The following is a 16,850-nucleotide window of genomic DNA, read 5'->3' as shown; positions in this document are numbered from 1 at the left end:
TTCTCTACGCTCCGCTACTCCATTTCTAGCTTTATCCCATCTTCTCGGTACTGAAAACCGGTCTTTTTGAACACGGACTATTAGGGTAGGGTGACATAGATGAGCGGTGAAATTTACGAACATTTTAGCCATGATGAGCGAGATTTCGTAGATAAGGCTTCGGACTGGGTTGAGCGTGCAGGCAAGTATCATGACATGAAGCTAACTGACTTTCTTGACCCAAGACAGGTGTTTATCTTACAAACTCTTGCCAATCGTCGTAATGACGTTCAGATTCGTCTGGATGGTGGTTACGAAGCTGCTGAGCGCAAGCGTGCGCTGGTTGCACCTGATTACATGTATCTGGATGATGAGGATATGGGTATGCAGGTGCTCAGCATCACGTCTGATGATCAGAAAATCTCGGAGCTGGAGCATGGGGACTATATGGGTTCCCTGCTCGGGCTTGGGATGAAACGTGGAAAGATCGGGGATATCCAAGTGCTGGAGGACGGTTGCCATACAGTGGTGGCGGCGGAAACCGGCGCTTTTTTATCGCTTCAACTGAATCAGGTGCATCGGTTACATGTGTTCACAGAGTTACTTCCTTTGGATCAGATGCGATGGTCCGTGAATAAACTGGAGACCATGGACATAACGGTCGCTTCGCTTCGTTTGGATGGAATCTGTGCAGATGTGTATCGGCTTAGCCGCAGTAAAGTGCTGGTGCCAATCAAAGCTGGGCGCTGCCGTGTGAACTGGAAGGTTGAGGAAGATCCATCCAAATCGCTGAAAGCGGGTGATGTCGTATCCATTCAGGGATTTGGCCGTTTCAAGGTCATGGAACAGGATGGCATGACCAAAAAAGGGCGCTGCCGAGTGAAAATCGGCAAATTTGCCTGAGTCTGTTGCAGGAAAATCCGCTTTCTTGTCGAAATGTTTATCATAAAGGTGTAGAAAATACGCGGTGTATCCGATATACATTAAGTCAAAGATTTATGCTGCAAACCTTCTCTGGACGGGAAGGAACTTTAACAGGAGGTGGACAGCATGCCATTAACGCCGCTGGACATACACAACAAGGAATTTTCCCGACGTTTGCGCGGGTATGACGAGGATGAAGTCAATGAATTCCTGGATCAAGTCATCAAAGATTACGAAGGCGTCATTCGCGAGAACAAAGAGCTGAGCAATCAGTTGCTGTCCGTTCAGGAAAAGCTGGATCATTTTGCCACGATTGAAGAGACGCTTAGCAAAACGATCATCATTGCGCAGGAAGCTGCTGATGATGTGAAGAACAATGCCAAGAAAGAAGCACAGTTGATCGTGAAGGAAGCAGAGAAAAATGCAGACCGAATCGTGAACGAATCGCTGGGTAAATCGCGTAAAATTGCTTTGGAAGTGGAAGAATTGAAAAAGCAGGCATCAATTTATCGTGCCCGTTTCCGCACGCTTGTTGAAGCGCAGCTTGAACTGTTGACTCAGGATGGTTGGGAAGTGCTGGAGAGCCGGGAGCAGGAAGTGCGTGACCGTGAGCGGGAGATGAAAGAAATTTATTAGTCTGTCGCCTGGTTGACTTTTGTCTGCAAAGAGGCTATAACTATATTCATAATGAATAGTGATTCCATGACGGGTTCAGTACGTTATGATCTCATCCCTCAGAGAGTTGGTGGTTGGTGCAAACCAATGGATGAGTTATAGCCGAATATCTCCCCGGAGAAGTGACGCTGAAGCGGTGATCGTGATTGCCGTGTGTAAGCCGAACCGTAAGCCGTACGTTATAACGGCACCCTGCGGTAGTTTAGCGGGGCATAAGCGCTGTTGATGACAGAGCATACCCAGGCTTGCCTGGATGTGGTTTGTGATGAACAGAATTAGGGTGGTAACGCGAGTATAGCCTCGTCCCTTTCCAGGGATGGGGCTTTTTTGTGTCCAAAAAAGGCGAACGTCCATGAGGCCCGCAGGGACCTCAGGTAGAGAGCCGCCCGCCGGGGGAGCGAAGCACCCGGCACACAGGGTTCGCTAAGGCGAACGTCCATGAGGCCCGAAGGTGCCTCAAGGAGAGAGCCGCCCGCCGGGAGAGCGAAGCACCCGGCACACGGGGTTCGCTAAGGCGAACGTTCATGAGGCCCGAAGGTGCCTCAAGGAGAGAGCCGCCCGCCGGGAGAGCGAAGCACCCGGCAACACGGGGTTCGCTAAGGCGAACGTTCATGAGGCCCGAAGGTGCCTCAAGGAGAGAGCCACCCGCCGGGGGAGTGAAGCACCCGGCAACACCCGCCTCGCGGTAAGGCCGTGCGGCGTTCACGCAGGGAACAAGCCGCAAAATGGCCGCCACCACGCACATAAACCCTCGCCCACAAGCGGCGCAACTGTCCCCCAATCGACAAGCCATCCCGGGTGTCCAGAGGGCGGAGCGCCTATGGGGTCCCCCTTGGCAAGGGGGATTTAGGGGGATTTAGGGGGATTGAAACGCTTTTTGTGGACGGTCCACAATCTAACCAAAGAAAGGGAAGATAATCACCATGCAACGAGTTGACGTCAAAGAGAAGGCACGTGCCAGAGAGTTACGCGTGTTAGATAAATGGAAAACGGAGAATACATTCAAAAGGTCCATCGAAAACCGCGAGGGCAAGCCAAACTTCGTATTTTATGAAGGGCCGCCTACAGCGAACGGAAAACCGCATATCGGTCACGTTCTGGGACGCGTAATCAAGGATTTCGTTGGTCGTTATAACACGATGAAGGGTTACCGTGTTGTTCGTAAAGCGGGTTGGGATACACATGGTCTGCCAGTAGAACTGGGTGTACAGAAGAAGCTTGGCATCTCCCACAAGTGGGAAATCGAAGATTACGGCGTGGAGAAATTCATTAACGAATGTAAAGCGAGCGTATTCGAGTACGAGCAACAATGGCGTGATTTGACAGAAGGTATCGGATATTGGACGGATATGGATAACCCATATATCACCCTTGATAACAACTACATTGAGAGTGTATGGAACATCCTGGCGACAATCCATGAGAAAGGCCTGTTATATCGGGGCCATCGTGTGAGCCCGTATTGCCCATCTTGTCAGACGACACTGAGTTCCCATGAAGTTGCACAAGGGTACAAAGACGTCAAAGACCTGAGCGCTACAGCAAAATTCAAGCTGAATGACAGCGGAGAATTTGTGCTTGCCTGGACAACGACGCCTTGGACGCTGCCTTCACACGTAGCACTTGCCGTGAATCCGGATATGGATTACTCCCGTGTTCGTCAAGGGGATGAAGTGTACATCATGGCAACCAATCTGGTGGAGAAAGTGATGAAAGATACCAAGGGTGAGTATGAGAGCATCGGTGCACTGAAAGGTGCCGACCTGGTTGGCAAAACATATGATCCTCCGTTCAACTACGTACAGGCTGAGAAAGCCAACATCATTCTGGGCGCAGGCTTTGTAACGGATGCAAGTGGTACGGGTATCGTACACATTGCTCCTGCCCATGGTGAAGATGACTACCGTGTATGCCGTGAGAATGGCATCAGCTTCGTGAACATGGTGGACCTGGAAGGTAAATTTGTCGCTGAGGTTACTGACTTTGCCGGACGTTTCGTGAAGGATTGTGATATTGATATCGTGCGATATCTGTCTGAAAATGGACGTTTGTTCAGCAAAGAAAAATATGAACACAGCTATCCATTCTGCTGGCGTTGTGATACACCACTATTGTACTATGCAATGGACAGTTGGTTTATCCAGACAACAGCCATCAAGGACCAATTGATTGCCAACAATAGTGAAGTGGATTGGTACCCGGGTCACGTTCGTGAAGGACGTTTCGGGAAATTCCTTGAAGATCTGGTGGATTGGAACATCAGCCGTGATCGTTATTGGGGAACTCCGCTGAACATCTGGGTGTGCGAGGAGACTGGCGAACAATTTGCTCCACACAGCATTGCAGAATTACGTGCCCGTGCGGTAGGTGATGTGCCTGAGAATCTTGAATTGCATAAACCGTATGTGGATGACGTTAAAGTCATGAGCTCTTGTGGCAAATATGAAATGAAACGTACACCGGAAGTGATCGATGTCTGGTTCGACAGCGGCTCCATGCCGTTTGCCCAGCAGCACTATCCATTTGAAAATAAAGAAGTATTCGAACAGCAGTATCCTGCTGATATGATCTGTGAAGGGATTGACCAGACACGTGGCTGGTTCTACAGCTTGCTGGCGGTTTCTACCCTTTTGACAGGCAAAGCGCCTTACAAAGCAGTTATGGCTACAGGACACGTTCTGGATGAGAACGGACAGAAGATGTCCAAATCCAAAGGTAACGTTATTGATCCTTGGGAAGTGATTGAAGAATACGGTACAGATGCATTCCGCTGGGCTTTGTTGTCTGACAGTGCACCGTGGAACAGCAAACGTTTCTCCAAAGGTATCGTAGGCGAAGCAAAATCCAAAATGGTGGATACGCTGGTTAACACCCATGCATTCCTGACGCTATATGCTACCATCGATGGATTTGATCCACAGGAGCATCCGTTCCAACTGTCCGCACACAAGCTGGATCGTTGGATTCTGTCGAGGCTGAACAGTCTGATCCTGGTTGTAGAAAAAGCGTTGCTGGTTAACGACTATCTGAACTCCTCCAAAGCGATTGAAGCATTTGTCGATGAGCTGAGTAACTGGTATATCCGTCGTTCCCGTGACCGGTTCTGGGGAAGTGGCCTCACAGAGGATAAACTGGATGCTTACCGCACATTGACCGAGGTGTTGGTGACTACTGCAAAACTGGTTGCTCCGTTTACACCGATGCTCGCAGAAGATATCTATCTGAACCTTGCAACAGGCGAGAGTGTGCACATGGAAGATTATCCGGTAGCCAATGAATCGCTAATTGATGCAGGACTGGAACAGGATATGGAGACGGCTCGCCGTGTGGTTGAACTTGCCCGTAACGTTCGTAACGAAACCGGCATCAAGACACGTCAGCCGCTGTCCGAATTGATTGTTTCCCTGGATAAAGGCTTTGACCTGGCAAGTTATGAAGAGATCATCAAGGAAGAGATCAATGTAAAAGGAATCCGTACAGAGCATAACGATGCGGAATTCGTTGACTTTACATTGAAGCTGAACCTGAAAGTTGCAGGTAAGAAATACGGTAAAAACGTAGGATTCCTGCAAAACTTCTTCAAGGGAATGTCGGCTGATGAGACGCGTAAAGTGGTTTCGGAGGGTGTGCTGAACATCGTTTCTCCGGAAGGCGAAGAGCTGCAAGTAACGAGCGAAGAATTATTGGTTGATAAACAGGCAAAATCAGGTTTTGCTTCTGCATCGGGTTACGGTCTGACGGTTGCACTCAATACCGAAATCACGCCAGCATTGGAACAGGAAGGCTGGGTCCGTGAAGTGGTTCGTGCTGTACAGGATACCCGGAAACGACTGGACTTGCCGATCGAGAAAAGGGTACGTTTGACACTGGATGTGGATGCATCCCTTCAGGAAGCTATTCAGGCGTTTGATGATGTGTTGCGTGAGAATGTTCTCGTAACCGAAGTGACATTTGGCTCGAATGAGTCCATGGAACGTGTTGAAGCCGGAGGCAAATCGATCGGTATTTACATCGAAGCATAATTCGAAGCATTTCCCATTCAACAGGAAGAGCATATAAGAGCATTAACAAACGAGCCGCAGAGGCAGGGACATTTTCCCTGATTCTGGGCTCGTTTGTTTTTTAGGCAAAAAGGAAATGATTCTATAGTGCAGTTAATCTATATTGATCAAAGGAACTGACCAAAACATGAGCGAACATGACAAGCAAACAGCAACTGCTACACCATCAACATCAGATCATCTGAATTCGCATGACAAAATTGAAGAGCTACATACCCTGACTAACCGTCTGGCGAATGAACTGGAACGTTCACGCATTGCGCAATACACAGAATTGCTGAACAGACCATGGAAATTAATCGGACTTAACTTGTTGTCTGGAGCCGCACGAGGTGTGGGGATCGCGATTGGGTTTACCTTTTTCGCAGCAACGATCATTTACGTTTTACAGCTACTCGGGGCGCTCAATCTTCCCATTGTTGGAGACTACATCGCTGATATCGTGCGCATTGTCCAACGTCAGCTTGATATGAACACCTACTAAGCGATTAAGGTGAATGATATCAATTGCATTTAGTAAATGTCATCCGTCTCCATATCCGGTTCTAACAGACCCTCGCCCTCACGGTTCTCCAGATACTGGCGATATTGCCGATTGCGCACGATGGATACATCATGACCATAGATGTCCGTTGCAACGAAGCTTTCGTACGCTTCAACGCAACCTTCCACTTCATCGGTAGCTTCAATGGCCATAACATCGTAGCTGTCGATATCGCGTCCTTCAGCCATGGCTGGTGAGTTCGATGTGCCCCAGCTTTCAACAATCTGCCAGGTGTCCTCACCATCGAAGCCGTTTTGATCATCACGCTCGTCCAGACTTGTTCGACCGAATGCCGGGGCGAGGAACTCTTCCTCTACAGGGCGGTTTTCGGAGACAACGGTTTCCGGTTGATGTTTTTTGCAGTATTTGGTGTAGGGAACAGCTTCCATGCGTTCATAAGGGATGGGTTGCTGGCAGACTGCACATGTACCATAATGTCCTTCTTCGATGGAGTGCAGTGCAGAATCAATTCGCTCCAATTGGAATTCATCATGTTCCAGCAGGGAAATATCTTTCTCGCGCTCATACACTTCCGTGGCTAAGTCGCCAGGATGGTTATCAATCGGTGATAATTCACCTGTCTGTAGTTTAAGGGAGTCTCCAAGGCCATAATGCTCGTTTTCCGACAGTCTATGTTCAATATCGCGTTTATCGGACATCAGTTGGGAACGTAAAAAATGCAGTTGTTCGGCAGTAAAATGTGACATGATTTTCCCCTTTCTGATTTCATGCTGGAATCCGGATTTTGACTCTATTGTAGGATGTGCCGTTATGGGCAAGATTACAGAAGGGAAATGTTATCGTTTTTGCCATAGGCATTGTGATGTAGCGCGTCGTGGACGATTTCCAAACAGCTGTGCTACAATAAACAAGCCTGGCGTAAGCCTGGTATCGTTTGGAAAAGACAAGAACGGAGTGACAAACAAACGTGGTGTATTATATCCTCGCTTTTATCGTATTTTTATTGGATCAGGGAACCAAGTATCTGATTGCAACCCGGATGGAACTCAGAGAAGAAATTCCGGTAATCGGCAATTTCTTTGTCATCACATCACATCGTAACTCAGGAGCAGCTTTTGGCATTCTGCAAGACCAGCGTTGGTTCTTTATTGTGGTTACGTTGATTGTGGTCGTTGCCTTGATTTGGTATTTGCAAAAGGTAAAAGATACCCCGCACAAATTGCTGCCTGTAGCGCTTAGTTTGGTGCTTGGTGGAGCAATTGGCAACTTCCTTGACCGGGCATTGACCGGAGAAGTTGTGGATTTTGTACAACTTAATTTTGGAAGTTATACGTTTCCCATTTTTAACATCGCAGACTCGGCAATCTGCATCGGTGTAGCGTTGATCATTGTGGAGACGTTACTTGAAGGACGGCGCGAAAAAGCAGCCGCGAAGATTGAAGGGAATGAACATCATGAGTAATCCGAATAAGGAACAGATTAACGACGAAGAACTAATGAATGGCAATGAACGTATGGAATGGACCGTTGCCGCTGAACATAAAAAAGAACGAATTGACAAATATATTACGGAAGCGGTAGATAACGTATCTCGCTCCCAAGTTCAATTGTGGATCGGAGACGGAATGGTTACGGTAAATGGTGCTGTAGTTAAAGCCAATGCCAAGTTATCCGAAGGGGATCTGGTCGAGTTACAGATTCCAGAACCAACTGCTGTTGAGATCGTTGCCGAAGATATTCCACTGGAAGTGGTATACGAAGACAGCGACCTGATCGTGATTAACAAACAGCGTGGTCTTGTGGTGCATCCAGCACCAGGGCATACGTCCGGTACCCTCGTTAATGCACTTATGCATCACTGTAAAGACCTCTCGGGTATTAATGGGGAGTTGCGTCCTGGTATTGTGCATCGTATCGATAAGGATACATCTGGCCTGATTATGGCTGCCAAGAACGATCGTGCGCATGCATCACTGGCTGCTCAGTTGAAGGAACATACGGTGAATAGACGGTATATTGCGCTCGTTCATGGTCATCTTAATCATGATCAGGGGACCGTTGATGCACCGATTGGACGAGATACCAATGACCGCAAAATGTATACGGTCACAGAACGTAACAGTAAACATGCCGTTACGCATTTTACCGTTACAGAGCGGATTAATGATTACACCTTGCTGGAATTGAAACTGGAGACGGGACGTACTCACCAGATTCGGGTTCACATGAAATTTATTGGTCATCCGCTTGTAGGAGATCCAACTTATGGACGGAATAAAGGCATCAAAATGCAAGGACAGGCTCTTCATGCGGCCATTCTTGGATTTGTGCATCCAACAACGGGAGAATACCTTGAATTCTCAGCTCCGCTTCCTCAAGATATGGAAGACGTTCTTGCCTCACTACGCAGTCGTTAACAGTTCCAAGAAAGTACAAATGTTCGGATACTTTGTCCATGGCTTTGATCACGCAAATGCTTCATATTAAAGTGTAGAAATTTGCGTCAAATGAGGAGATGAACAACGTTATGAGTATCGATAAATACCAAGAAACTTACATTCAGACTAATTTTGCCGACCGTATCGGTGGCTCCAACTATGGTAAAGACACGAACATTTATAAATTCGAGAAAATCAAACGTGCCAAAGCTTCGGCCAAAAAAGATTTTCCCGATGTGGAACTGATTGACCTTGGTGTAGGTGAACCGGATGAAATGGCGGATGCAGGCATTGTAGCTGCACTTGCTGAAGAAGCTTCCAGACCTGAGAACCGTGGTTATGCCGACAATGGTATTCCTGAATTCAAGGCTGCCGCTGCTTCTTACCTGAAAAACGTATTTAACGTAGACGGTATCGATGCTGATACTGAAATCGTGCACTCCATTGGTTCCAAACCGGCTTTGGCGATGATGCCTTCATGCTTCATCAATCCGGGTGATGTGACGATCATGACCGTTCCAGGTTACCCGGTTATGGGTACACATACGAAGTATCTGGGTGGAGAAGTGTTCAACATCCAGTTGACGAAAGAGAACAACTTCTTGCCTGATCTGACGGCTATCCCGGAAGACATCGCAAAACGTGCGAAGTTGCTCTACCTGAACTATCCGAACAACCCAACAGGCGCAAGCGCGACGGTGGAGTTCTTCACTGAAGTCGTGGAGTGGGCTAAGAAATACAACGTTGTGGTTGTACATGATGCTCCATATGCAGCATTGACGTATGATGGCAAAAAACCGTTCAGCTTCCTGTCGGTACCTGGTGCGAAGGATGTCGGCGTAGAGCTGCACTCTCTATCCAAGTCCTACAACATGACGGGTTGGAGAATCGGATTCGTAGCGGGTAACCCGCTTGTAGTCAAAGCATTCAGTGATGTGAAGGACAACAATGACTCCGGTCAGTTCATCGCGATTCAAAAGGCTGCTGCTTATGGATTGAATCACCCTGAAATTACGGAAAAAATTGCAGAGAAATATTCTCGCCGTCACGACATGCTCGTTGCCGCATTGAACGAACTGGGCTTCCAGGCTGAAAAACCTAAAGGTTCATTCTTCCTGTATGTAGAAGCACCAAAAGGTGTGGTTGGCGGACGTCGCTTCGAATCCGGTGAAGATTTCTCCCAATTCCTGATCCGTGAGAAACTGATCTCATCCGTACCTTGGGATGATGCTGGTAACTTTGTTCGTTTCTCCGTAACCTTTGAAGCTAAGGGTGAAGAAGAAGAGAAACGTGTTATTGCTGAGATCAAACGTCGTCTGAGCGATGTGCAATTCGAATTTTAATTGTAGTACCCTATAGATTAAACGAAGAGACCGGTAACGGTCTCTTTTTTTATGTTCATATTAGATTTTTTTTCATTTACTCCCTTTACAAAATTATACAAGCAACATATGATTAGATCTTTACGTTATTTGTTATATACAGAAGTTGTTTTTGAAGGGAGTTATTACAATTGTTATCATCACGAACAAGTACGGTGTCCTCACCGGCTACAGGAAAAGGCAGTACAGTGTCAGGATTAATCAGATTGTTAAGACCCAAACAGTGGACCAAAAATCTGCTGTTATTTGCTGCGTTACTATTTTCTTTTGAAGAGATTCGGACGGAAACCATTCTTGCGACGTTGCTTGGTTTTATTCTATTTAGCCTTGTTGCAGGCTGTGTTTATATTTTGAATGACTTCGTAGACAGGGACAGGGATCGGCAGCATCCGGTGAAAAAGTATCGTCCCATGGCTTCTGGGCAGGTGAATCCGAGTCATGCTTTGTTGTTTGGCATTATTCTGTTAATCCTTTCCGTAGGAACGGCCTTCATGATGAACCCTCTATTTGGGGTGTTATGTATCGTCTATTTCTTATTAAATGTCTCGTATTCATTTGTGCTGAAACATCTCGTTATCCTGGATATGATGACCATTGCAGCCGGCTTTGTACTTCGTGCTATTGCAGGTGGTGTGCTGATCCATGTGCCATTCACACCGTGGTTTTTGATCTGTACGATGTTGTTGTCGTTGTTTTTGGCCATTGGCAAACGCAGAAATGAACTTACGTTGCTTGAGGGAAATACGGGATCACACCGTAAGGTTTTGGATAACTACTCCATTACATTACTGGATCAATTCAATACGATTGTGACGACAGCTACGATTATCAGTTATTCCCTGTTCACATTCACTTCAGATCGAACCATTCATCTGATGTGGACGATTCCATTGGTCATTTACGGCATGTTCCGTTATCTGTATCTGATCCACATGAAGAACCAGGGAGGTTCGCCCGATCGGGTGCTGTTTGAGGACAAGCCCATATTAATTACGGTTATGTTGTATGTGATAAGTGTTGTTACAATCTTTGCAATCTTTGAATAAAGGCTGAGGGGGATCAGGGTGAAAAGCACGAAAGTCGCCATTTTTGATATTGATAAAACGATCATACGCAGTGATTCCATGTTTCAATTTGTGCATTACGGTGTTCGCCGTTACCCGTGGCAGGTATGGAGATTGCCTGTCATCGCATTACATACCGTGTTATTCAAGGCAGGCTTCATGACGGTTGAACAAGTCAAACGATCCTACTTTCAAGAAATTGAGCGTATGTCTGAAAAAGATCTCGAACATTTCTTTGATACTCGTTTGCGTACGTCCATTTTTGCCGAGGCCAGTGTAGAGATGCAACACCGTAAAGAAGCAGGCTATCATGTCTTGCTGGTAACTGCATCTCCGCATGCCTATATGAAATACTTTAATAATTTTCCCTGGGTGGATCATGTGATAGGAACTGAACTTGTCCGTCATGAGAATGGTTACACATGCAGAGTTGATGGCAGCAATTGCAAAGGGGAAGAGAAGGTCCGCCGAATTCAGGCTTATCTGAGTGATAAGAATATGGTCATTGATTATGACCAGTCATGTTCCTACTCGGACTCCTTATCCGACCTTCCAGTCATGCAGCTTGTAAGTCAACGATACTTTATTAACAAGCGTGTTCCGGACATGGAGGCATTAACGTGGGGGAAATAAAATCGCGTCATACCGGTAAATGGTTGATGCTCGTTTCCGCTTTTCTGACAGCAACGGGTCAATTGTTCTGGAAATGGGGACTAACCGAGTGGATCTACCTTGGTGTTGGTTTTTTGTGTTATGGACTTGGAGCGATTTTGATGATTAAAGCTTTTGCTCTGGAGAAACTTTCTGTTGCTTATCCGTTGATGTGTGCCAGTTACGTGTTTGCCTTAATCTATGGATATTTTTTGCTTGGGGAAGAAATTACGGTGCAGAAGCTGGCGGCAGTTGTGTTGCTTGGAATCGGGGTGACATTAACCAGTGTTGATCGATAGCTGGATGGTTGCCGTATTAATTGTCATGACGTTGTGTGGTGCACTGGGCGGGGCCGGACTGAAAGCTTATGCTACTAGTCGCAATCGTCTGCATGTACTCATGGGGCTCGGATTCTACGGAACGGGTGCGTTGCTGAATATTGTATTGTTGAAGTTTCTTCCGTTAACCGTTGTCCTGCCTGCGAACGCATTAACCTATGTCTGGACCCTGATCATTGCCATGTTGGTATTTAAAGAGGCGGTGGGGCCTTTACGCTGGATAGGTGTGGCATGTATTATGGGTGGCCTATGTTTATTGGTGTTCTAAGTTGAACTAAAGATTATTTACACGAGCACTATAAAATTTATTGGATGTGAAATGAAAGCATGAACTTTTTAGATTACTTATTTTATAATCGCAGAGCCAACTGGACAGCCTTTTACCTGTTTGCGGGATTTGCGCTGTTCTATGGTTTAATGAATGGCTCGTACGTTCTGTACATTGAAAATAATGCAGAATTACTTGGGAAGTATACCCCATTTAATACAACGCTGTTTCCGATCAATTTATTCAACTTTGATCCTTCCATGTATTATGGGGACAACAGTTCTTCCGTTATTCATCCGCTGATTTCCTTTCTCGCAGTCACCCTTGCGGCTGTAGCGAAGCTGCTGGGAGGCAACTGGTTCTTCCTGGTCCTGCAATCGCTGGTGAATGCGGGTTCAGTGGTGCTGGCGTATCTGTTCCTGAGTCAAAAAGAAGATAAACCGACCATCACACCGCTGCTGTTCGCCATGTTGTTTGGTTTCAGTTCCTACTTGATGTATACCGCATTGATTCCGGACTCGTATCCGTATGTACAGTTCGTTATCCTTCTCTCTGTGGTTTACATGCAGTATACTCGTGAGCGTCAGGACGTACGATATATACCCAATGCATTGATTGCGTCCATAAATTTCGGACTAACCTCGACAAATATCGTACCATTTGCTGCTGCCTCTTTTTTCAATATGCATGCATGGCGCAATAAGGCGAATTTGAAAAAATACATCGGCATCATGGCATTGGCGGTTCTGATTATCGTCGTATTAACTGGCATTCAGTATGTTGCCTTTGGAGGTCGCAGCTGGGTTAGTAACTGGCTGTTGGGCATTCAAAATGGTGGAACCAGCTATGCAACACCATTCCAGTTTGCTGTTCATTGGAAAGCATTGACCATGTTAACCATTAATCCGATGCTGACACCTAAGATGCATTTACTGGACCCGGGCATGGCGGCCTTTGTTACGGATCTATCCCGTTCCAATCCAATCTATGTACAGATTACAGGTATCTTTATTTTACTACTGGCACTCATGGGTTTCATTAAGGGCATTCGTGAACGAGAAGTGTGGACCCTGGTGCCATATATTCTGTTTGCCTTTTTGCTTCATGTAGTCGTGGGCTTTGGTCTGGCTGTATTTCAATATGATATGTACCTGTATGCAGGGCACTATCTATTTGCGTTCTTCCTGTTGGGTGGAGGTTTCGTCATCAGCCTTCGTCGGGGATTGGGGAAAAAAGTGATTATGGGCTTGATTATGTTATGCGTTATCGTTACGGCAAGTAACAACATCTATCGCCATGTAGAAACATTAACAACAATCAAGCAATCTTATGATCAGTTGGAACAGGAACGCTCAGTGAAATAATCAAAATGTTCGATTCATATAATGAAATAAGATAAGGCCATTGGATGGAAAGTCCAATGGCCTTATCTTATTTAGTGTCCAGCTAATGAGTTAAGCGATAATTTTGGTCTTCTTGGCATTCTCGGCTGAACGTTTGGTGAGACTGCTGAGTGGTCGTTTCAAAGCGAGAGCAACAATGAGACTCAGCGCGAAGAACATACACAACCACAGAATATCCTTGATGGCAGTAGACCACAATATACCACCGACCGACTCACGCAGCAGACTGATCGCATACGTGAAGGGCATGAACGGATTCAATGCCTGGAAAAAGGGTGATGTCATGCTGATTGGGAACGTACCGCCAGAGCTGGAGAACTGGAACACCATGAAGATGATCGCGATCCCTTTTCCGATATTTCCAAAAACGGACAGCAGGGTGTACGTGATGGTGACAAATACGGCACTCACCAGCATGGCAAACAGGACAAACCACAGTTTATCTGCGACATAGGTACCAAGGATTAAGATATCTCCCAGGGTGACGCATATCGCCTGAAGTAACCCAATGGTCAGAAAAGTAGCGAGACGTCCAAGATATAACTCATATCCCCGGAACTTTCCATCCGGATTCTCGGCTTCAGCACGAAGCAGGGAGATCAGCAGGGTTGAACCGACCCACAAGGACAGCACGCCATAAAATGGAGACATCGCCGATCCATAGTTCGGAATCGGGTAAAGCTGCTGTTCCTTTATTTGCACTGGACTTGCAAGGAAAGCACTCTCTTCTTCGATATCTCCGCGGAGAAGCTTGGCGAGCTCGGCAAACTGATTATTACCCTCGACTTCCCTGAGCTTGTCTGCAGCTTTGCTGATGGCACTTTCCAATGCTGGCAGATCATCACGTACCAGTGTGGCAACACGATGTACTCCTTTTTCGACATCCGGAAGCTGGTTCTGAACAAAATCGGATGCCTTGCCTATCTGTTTCTCGGCATTAGGCAGATCATGACGAACAAAATTAGCTGCTTCGTTCAGTTTGGTTTCCAGCTTGGGCAGATCGTTTCGAATTAATGAAGACACTGTGTTCAAAGCTTGAATAAAACCTTCACTTTTATTGGCGAGTGTCTCTGATATCTCGTGGATCTTAGATTGTATTTGGGGCAGTTCGCTCTGGATTTTCGTCAACTCGGTCTGTCCAAACGTAATGCCTTCTTTGGCAGATGCAAGAATGTCCGCAATATCCGGAATTCGATCTCTTGCTCCTTGCAGTGCAATTGAAGAAGTGGAGAGGATGGACCGCAATTTATCCACGCCAGCCGATAGAGCCGGTGATATTTCACTTTCGTAGGTAGTTAAGAAATTGCCAATGCCACTGCTAATCTCCTTGGACAGAGTATTTAATTGAGCAATGATGTCTGCGGGCGGCGTTGTATTGCGACTCATGGCATCACTGATGATTCCAGCCAGACGGATTTGTAACTGAAGTTTATCTGAAACGGAGTTCAGCTGATTAATTTGTTCGGCAAGTGGATGGCTTGGAAGCAAGTTGTCTATTTTGCCCAGCAGTTCTGCCATACTGTCAACAAGTTTTACCGCAATGCCCAAGCGTGCAGCAACCCGGTCCAGATCTTCTGGTGTTGGCAGGTGATTAAGATCCGAATTTTGCAATTGTGCAAATACGTCTCCAGCAGCGTTAGTAATCTGCTGCACCAACAGCAGATTTTGGCGGATTGTCGGACCAATAGCCTGGAACGCTTCTTCACTTGAATCTACAAATTGATTCAAGCCTTCGGCCAGCTCAATCCCGTTGCCCGCGATTTGTGATACCTTGTCCAGATCCTGCTCTGCGGCGGTTACGATAGAGAGAGCCTTGTCGGTTTTATCCAGGGCCGTTTGGATTACAGCGGATACCTGACCAAAGTTTGCATCCACTTCTCGAATGCGTTCTACAGCTTTTTGTATATCCGGTATTCGCCCTTGAATAGCCAGCACTTCGGAAGCCGCATCATTAATTTGTGGCCAATACTCCTGCACCTTGAGCACATACTGTGCCGCTTCATTGATTTCAGGCAGTTTTTTCTCGATTTCAACGATCTTTTGAGCATCTTTTACAATCTCAGGCATGGCTTTTTCCACTTCCAGTACCTTTTGACCCGCGGCTTGGATGGCCGGAAGATTTTTCTCCAGTGTGAAAATGCCATTTTCCATCTTGCGCAAAGTTGGAAGCTGGGCGTTAATTTCAACCCCGGCTTCCTTCAACTTGGTTAGAACGGCCTCACTGACGGCTTCAGTGAAATTTTCATTGATTTGTGTTGTTATGGCAGATACACCAGAGCCTGTGATTTTAGGAGCAATGGCATTCACCTTCTCATTAACGGTATAGATTACTTCCGGTCGCTCCAGCTTCCCATCAACGATACCTGTAATTTTGGACGAAAAATCTCCGGGAATGAGCAGACTGGCATAATACTCTCCAGTTTGCACACCTCGACTAGCCTCAGCCCGATCTACAAAAGTCCAGCCTAGCTTTTCGTTGTGTTTGAGGCTGGATACCAGTTCATCTCCGATATTAACATTGGTTCCTGCAACAGTCGCACCCGCGTCCTCGGTTGTCACTGCAATTTTGATCCCCTGGGTGTTACTGTACGGGTCCCATACGGACTTCACGTTGACCCAGTCATACACCCCGGGCAGTAAAATGATAGCCACAATTAAAAATATACCTGTGGGAACCTTCAGAATATGCAACCAGTCTGTTTTGTAAACGTGCCAAATGTGACGCATGACTTCCTCCTAAATGTACATAAATGTAGGGCGTATCTTATTTCCATCTCGCATATTTGCGAATCTTATGTATATCGGCATTACAGCAGCATCTATGAATGGGTTTATGTTTATAAACTGTACCCATTTCACTTGGTACTAATTCAGAGCCTTCATTTAACGCGTAAATTGAAACTTACCGTTTGTTCTATAAAGAAGTGTTTTGTCTCTACTTAAACTTAGTCAGAGGTTTATTTTGGTTATCTCGAATTTCTTATTTTCCTATGGATAAATATGCAGAAATGTTGTATAATTATGAATAACCAATGAGATGTATTGTGCATGGATGTTTTTCAGGCTAACTGCTGATTCTAAGAAGAACGTAGCAGAGGGTTTTCACCTGCGATGGTGAGGTGTTGACAGGGGGTTGTCTTTCTGTCATAATTCATGAAGACA

At 46.3% G+C, this 16,850-nt stretch carries 14 protein-coding genes and 1 other annotated feature; of the genes, 12 read left to right on the top strand and 2 right to left on the bottom strand.

Going from position 1 to position 16,850, the window contains the following annotated elements:
• The first annotated feature begins 99 nt into the window (after positions 1-99).
• The 4 genes from NKT06_RS21980 to NKT06_RS21965 all read left to right on the top strand — a co-directional run bounded on the left by NKT06_RS21980 (position 100) and on the right by NKT06_RS21965 (position 6,123).
• Positions 100-882, top strand: a complete 783-nt coding sequence (locus tag NKT06_RS21980; RefSeq protein ID WP_253439301.1) for a YlmH family RNA-binding protein — start codon at positions 100-102, stop codon at positions 880-882.
• A 147-nt stretch (positions 883-1,029) separates the two neighbouring features.
• Positions 1,030-1,539, top strand: a complete 510-nt coding sequence (locus tag NKT06_RS21975) for a DivIVA domain-containing protein (RefSeq protein ID WP_062835445.1) — start codon at positions 1,030-1,032, stop codon at positions 1,537-1,539.
• Positions 1,540-1,596: 57 nt separating this feature from the next.
• Positions 1,597-1,889 (top strand) — a binding site (T-box leader).
• A gap of 612 nt (positions 1,890-2,501) precedes the next feature.
• Complete coding sequence (gene ileS / locus NKT06_RS21970) at positions 2,502-5,600, top strand: isoleucine--tRNA ligase (RefSeq protein WP_253439299.1); 3,099 nt, start codon at positions 2,502-2,504, stop codon at positions 5,598-5,600.
• Between the two features lie 166 nt (positions 5,601-5,766).
• A complete protein-coding gene (locus NKT06_RS21965) occupies positions 5,767-6,123 on the top strand; it encodes a DUF5665 domain-containing protein (RefSeq protein ID WP_253439297.1) in 357 nt (118 codons plus the stop codon).
• Positions 6,124-6,152: 29 nt separating this feature from the next.
• On the opposite strand, the gene NKT06_RS21960 is transcribed toward NKT06_RS21965, so the two are convergent.
• Positions 6,153-6,890, bottom strand: a complete 738-nt coding sequence (locus NKT06_RS21960; protein WP_253439295.1) for a TraR/DksA C4-type zinc finger protein — start codon at positions 6,888-6,890, stop codon at positions 6,153-6,155.
• Between the two features lie 221 nt (positions 6,891-7,111).
• Here NKT06_RS21960 and lspA point away from each other — a divergent pair, with 221 nt between their 5' ends.
• The 8 genes from lspA (at position 7,112) to NKT06_RS21920 (ending at position 13,649) form a co-directional block, all read left to right on the top strand.
• Positions 7,112-7,606 carry a signal peptidase II gene (gene lspA, locus NKT06_RS21955; protein ID WP_091028497.1) on the top strand — a complete coding sequence of 165 codons (495 nt, stop codon included), beginning with the start codon at positions 7,112-7,114 and terminating at the stop codon, positions 7,604-7,606.
• Positions 7,599-8,561, top strand: coding sequence for an RluA family pseudouridine synthase (locus NKT06_RS21950; RefSeq protein WP_483311585.1), 963 nt, complete (start codon positions 7,599-7,601; stop codon positions 8,559-8,561). The genes lspA and NKT06_RS21950 overlap by 8 nt, the downstream gene beginning before the upstream one ends.
• 110 nt (positions 8,562-8,671) lie before the next feature.
• The gene (locus tag NKT06_RS21945; RefSeq protein WP_253439293.1) at positions 8,672-9,925 is read left to right on the top strand and encodes an LL-diaminopimelate aminotransferase; all 1,254 of its coding nucleotides are present in this window, start codon (positions 8,672-8,674) and stop codon (positions 9,923-9,925) included.
• Positions 9,926-10,095: 170 nt separating this feature from the next.
• Positions 10,096-11,010, top strand: a complete 915-nt coding sequence (locus NKT06_RS21940) for a decaprenyl-phosphate phosphoribosyltransferase (RefSeq protein WP_301290086.1) — start codon at positions 10,096-10,098, stop codon at positions 11,008-11,010.
• A gap of 18 nt (positions 11,011-11,028) precedes the next feature.
• On the top strand, positions 11,029-11,661 hold the full coding sequence (locus NKT06_RS21935) for an HAD-IB family hydrolase (protein ID WP_253439291.1): 633 nt from the start codon (positions 11,029-11,031) through the stop codon (positions 11,659-11,661).
• A gap of 26 nt (positions 11,662-11,687) precedes the next feature.
• A complete protein-coding gene (locus NKT06_RS21930; RefSeq protein WP_197997836.1) occupies positions 11,688-11,978 on the top strand; it encodes an EamA family transporter in 291 nt (96 codons plus the stop codon).
• Positions 11,965-12,285 (top strand): DMT family transporter, encoded by a 321-nt coding sequence (locus NKT06_RS21925; protein ID WP_253439289.1) that lies wholly within the window; start codon positions 11,965-11,967, stop codon positions 12,283-12,285. The genes NKT06_RS21930 and NKT06_RS21925 overlap by 14 nt, the downstream gene beginning before the upstream one ends.
• A 59-nt stretch (positions 12,286-12,344) precedes the next feature.
• Positions 12,345-13,649, top strand: a complete 1,305-nt coding sequence (locus tag NKT06_RS21920; RefSeq protein WP_253439287.1) for a DUF6080 domain-containing protein — start codon at positions 12,345-12,347, stop codon at positions 13,647-13,649.
• Between the two features lie 90 nt (positions 13,650-13,739).
• Here the strand turns inward: NKT06_RS21920 and NKT06_RS21915 are convergent, their stop codons facing one another.
• Complete coding sequence (locus NKT06_RS21915; RefSeq protein WP_253439285.1) at positions 13,740-16,415, bottom strand: YhgE/Pip domain-containing protein; 2,676 nt, start codon at positions 16,413-16,415, stop codon at positions 13,740-13,742.
• Between the last annotated feature and the right edge of the window lie 435 nt (positions 16,416-16,850).

The sequence above is a fragment of the Paenibacillus sp. 1781tsa1 genome, from assembly GCF_024159265.1.
Taxonomy (GTDB): domain Bacteria; phylum Bacillota; class Bacilli; order Paenibacillales; family Paenibacillaceae; genus Paenibacillus.
The sequence above is the reverse complement of the archived record's forward strand: the minus strand, read 5'-3'. Positions and strand labels throughout refer to the sequence as shown.

Coding starts and splice junctions, on each gene's coding strand:
- NKT06_RS21915 (WP_253439285.1), bottom strand. CDS start 16,415: ATGCGTCACATTTGGCACGTTTACAAAACAGACTGGTTGCATATTCTG.
- NKT06_RS21960 (WP_253439295.1), bottom strand. CDS start 6,890: ATGTCACATTTTACTGCCGAACAACTGCATTTTTTACGTTCCCAACTG.
- NKT06_RS21980 (WP_253439301.1), top strand. CDS start 100: ATGAGCGGTGAAATTTACGAACATTTTAGCCATGATGAGCGAGATTTC.
- ileS (WP_253439299.1), top strand. CDS start 2,502: ATGCAACGAGTTGACGTCAAAGAGAAGGCACGTGCCAGAGAGTTACGC.
- NKT06_RS21945 (WP_253439293.1), top strand. CDS start 8,672: ATGAGTATCGATAAATACCAAGAAACTTACATTCAGACTAATTTTGCC.
- NKT06_RS21930 (WP_197997836.1), top strand. CDS start 11,688: ATGCTCGTTTCCGCTTTTCTGACAGCAACGGGTCAATTGTTCTGGAAA.
- NKT06_RS21950 (WP_483311585.1), top strand. CDS start 7,599: ATGAGTAATCCGAATAAGGAACAGATTAACGACGAAGAACTAATGAAT.
- NKT06_RS21975 (WP_062835445.1), top strand. CDS start 1,030: ATGCCATTAACGCCGCTGGACATACACAACAAGGAATTTTCCCGACGT.
- NKT06_RS21920 (WP_253439287.1), top strand. CDS start 12,345: ATGAACTTTTTAGATTACTTATTTTATAATCGCAGAGCCAACTGGACA.
- NKT06_RS21965 (WP_253439297.1), top strand. CDS start 5,767: ATGAGCGAACATGACAAGCAAACAGCAACTGCTACACCATCAACATCA.